The sequence below is a fragment of the Alkalibacillus almallahensis genome (assembly GCF_011761495.1).
In the GTDB taxonomy this organism is placed as follows: domain Bacteria; phylum Bacillota; class Bacilli; order Bacillales; family Alkalibacillaceae; genus Alkalibacillus; species Alkalibacillus almallahensis.
Window position 1 is genome coordinate 1 of record NZ_JAASRU010000028.1, and the last position, 2,965, is coordinate 2,965.

General features: G+C 53.9%; 1 rRNA gene. It reads right to left on the bottom strand.

Going from position 1 to position 2,965, the window contains the following annotated elements:
• Position 1 precedes the first annotated feature (1 nt).
• Positions 2-2,932 (bottom strand): 23S ribosomal RNA (locus FHR85_RS14210).
• Between the last annotated feature and the right edge of the window lie 33 nt (positions 2,933-2,965).

Consider the following 2,965-nt stretch of genomic DNA (forward strand, 5'->3'; position numbering starts at 1 on the left):
GTTAGTTAAGTCCTCGATCGATTAGTATCCGTCAGCTCCACGTGTCACCACGCTTCCACCTCGGACCTATCAACCTCATCGTCTCTGAGGGATCTTACTTGCTCGAGGCAATGGGAAATCTCATCTTGAGGGGGGCTTCATGCTTAGATGCTTTCAGCACTTATCCCGACCACACGTAGCTACCCAGCAGTGCTCCTGGTGGAACAACTGGTACACCAGCGGTGTGTCCATCCCGGTCCTCTCGTACTAAGGACAGCTCCTCTCAAATTTCCAACGCCCACGACAGATAGGGACCGAACTGTCTCACGACGTTCTGAACCCAGCTCGCGTACCGCTTTAATGGGCGAACAGCCCAACCCTTGGGACCGACTACAGCCCCAGGATGCGATGAGCCGACATCGAGGTGCCAAACCTCCCCGTCGATGTGGACTCTTGGGGGAGATAAGCCTGTTATCCCCGGGGTAGCTTTTATCCGTTGAGCGACGGCCCTTCCATGCGGAACCGCCGGATCACTAAGCCCGACTTTCGTCCCTGCTCGACTTGTAAGTCTCGCAGTCAAGCTCCCTTCTGCCTTTACACTCTGCGAATGATTTCCAACCATTCTGAGGGAACCTTTGGGCGCCTCCGTTACTCTTTGGGAGGCGACCGCCCCAGTCAAACTGCCCACCTGACACTGTCTCCGAACCGGATCACGGCTCGGGGTTAGAATGTCCGTACAGCCAGGGTGGTATCCCACCGGCGCCTCCGCCGAAGCTTGCGCTCCGGCATCTTAGGCTCCCACCTATCCTGTACAAGCTGTACCAACATTCAATATCAGGCTACAGTAAAGCTCCACGGGGTCTTTCCGTCTTGTCGCGGGTAATGCGCATTTTCACGCATAGTATAATTTCACCGGGTCTCTCGTTGAGACAGTGCCCAAGTCGTTGCACCTTTCGTGCGGGTCGGAACTTACCCGACAAGGAATTTCGCTACCTTAGGACCGTTATAGTTACGGCCGCCGTTTACTGGGGCTTCGGTTCAACGCTTTGTCCCGAAGGACGAACGCATCCCCTTAACCTTCCAGCACCGGGCAGGTGTCAGCCCCTATACTTCGCCTTACGGCTTCGCAGAGACCTGTGTTTTTGATAAACAGTCGCTTGGGCCTTTTCACTGCGGCTCCCTAGGCCGTAGCCTAGATGAGCACCCCTTCTCCCGAGGTTACGGGGTCATTTTGCCGAGTTCCTTAACGAGAGTTCTCCCGATCACCTTAGGATACTCTCCTCGCCTACCTGTGTCGGTTTGCGGTACGGGCACCTCTTTCCTCACTAGAGGCTTTTCTAGGCAGTGTGAAATCCGGGACTTCGGTACTTATGTTCCCTCCCCATCACAGATCGTGCGTCCGATGGACGGATTTGCCTATCCATCACACTCTCTGCTTGGGCGTGCACATCCGGTGGCACGCTTCCCTTATCCTCCTGCGTCTCCCCGTCGTTCGAACGGAAAGGAGGTGGTACAGGAATTTCAACCTGTTGGCCATCGCCTACGCCTTTCGGCCTCGGCTTAGGTCCCGACTTACCCTGAGCGGACGAGCCTTCCTCAGGAAACCTTAGGCTTACGGTGAAGAAGATTCTCACTTCTTTTTCGCTACTCATACCGGCATTCTCACTTCTAAGCGCTCCACCAGTCCTCACGGTCTGACTTCTAAGCCCTTAGAACGCTCTCCTACCATTGTCCTGCGGACAATCCGCAGCTTCGGTGATGTGTTTAGCCCCGGTAAATTTTCGGCGCAACGTCACTCGACCAGTGAGCTATTACGCACTCTTTAAATGATAGCTGCTTCTAAGCTAACATCCTGGTTGTCTGAGCAACGTCACATCCTTTCCCACTTAACACATACTTAGGGACCTTAGCTGGCGGTCTGGGCTGTTTCCCTTTCGACTATGAACCTTATCACCCATAGTCTGACTCCCAACGGTAAGTCATTGGCATTCGGAGTTTGACTGAATTCGGTAACCCGATAGGGGCCCCTAGTCCAATCAGTGCTCTACCTCCAAGACTCGCTACGTTGAGGCTAGCCCTAAAGCTATTTCGGAGAGAACCAGCTATCTCTGTGTTCGATTGGCATTTCACCGCTACCCACACCTCATCCCCGCATTTTTCAACATACGTGGGTTCGGGCCTCCAGTCAGTGTTACCTGACCTTCACCCTGGACATGGGTAGATCACACAGTTTCGGGTCTACGATGACGAACTGATGCGCCCTGTTCAGACTCGCTTTCGCTGCGGCTCCAGATCTGCTCTTTAACCTTGCTCGTCCTCGTAACTCGCCGGTTCATTCTACAAAAGGCACGCCGTCACCCATTAACGGGCTTCGACTACTTGTAGGCACACGGTTTCAGGTTCTATTTCACTCCCCTTCCGGGGTGCTTTTCACCTTTCCCTCACGGTACTGGTTCACTATCGGTCACTAGGGAGTATTTAGCCTTGGGAGATGGTCCTCCCGGATTCCGACGGAATAACACGTGTTCCGTCGTACTCAGGATCCACGCCGGAGGATACACCGTTTCGATTACCGGGCTTTTACCGTCTCTGGCGAACCGTTCCAGGTTGCTTCATCTACCGTGTATCTTGATCACTCCGTATGGCGTGTCCTACAACCCCAAGACGCATGCGCCTTGGTTTGGGCTGTTTCCGTTTCGCTCGCCGCTACTCAGGAAATCGCGGTTGCTTTCTCTTCCTTCAGGTACTGAGATGTTTCAGTTCCCTGAGTTGTCTTCCATGAACCTATGTATTCAGCCATGGATACGACCCCATTACGGGTCGTGGGTTTCCCCATTCGGACATCCCCGGGTCGACGCTTACTTACTGCTCGCCGAGGCATATCGGTGTTTGTCCCGTCCTTCTTCGACTCCTAGTGCCAAGGCATCCACCGTGCGCCCTTGTTCACTTAACTAACTCTTAACTCAATGGCGAACCATCAAGTATG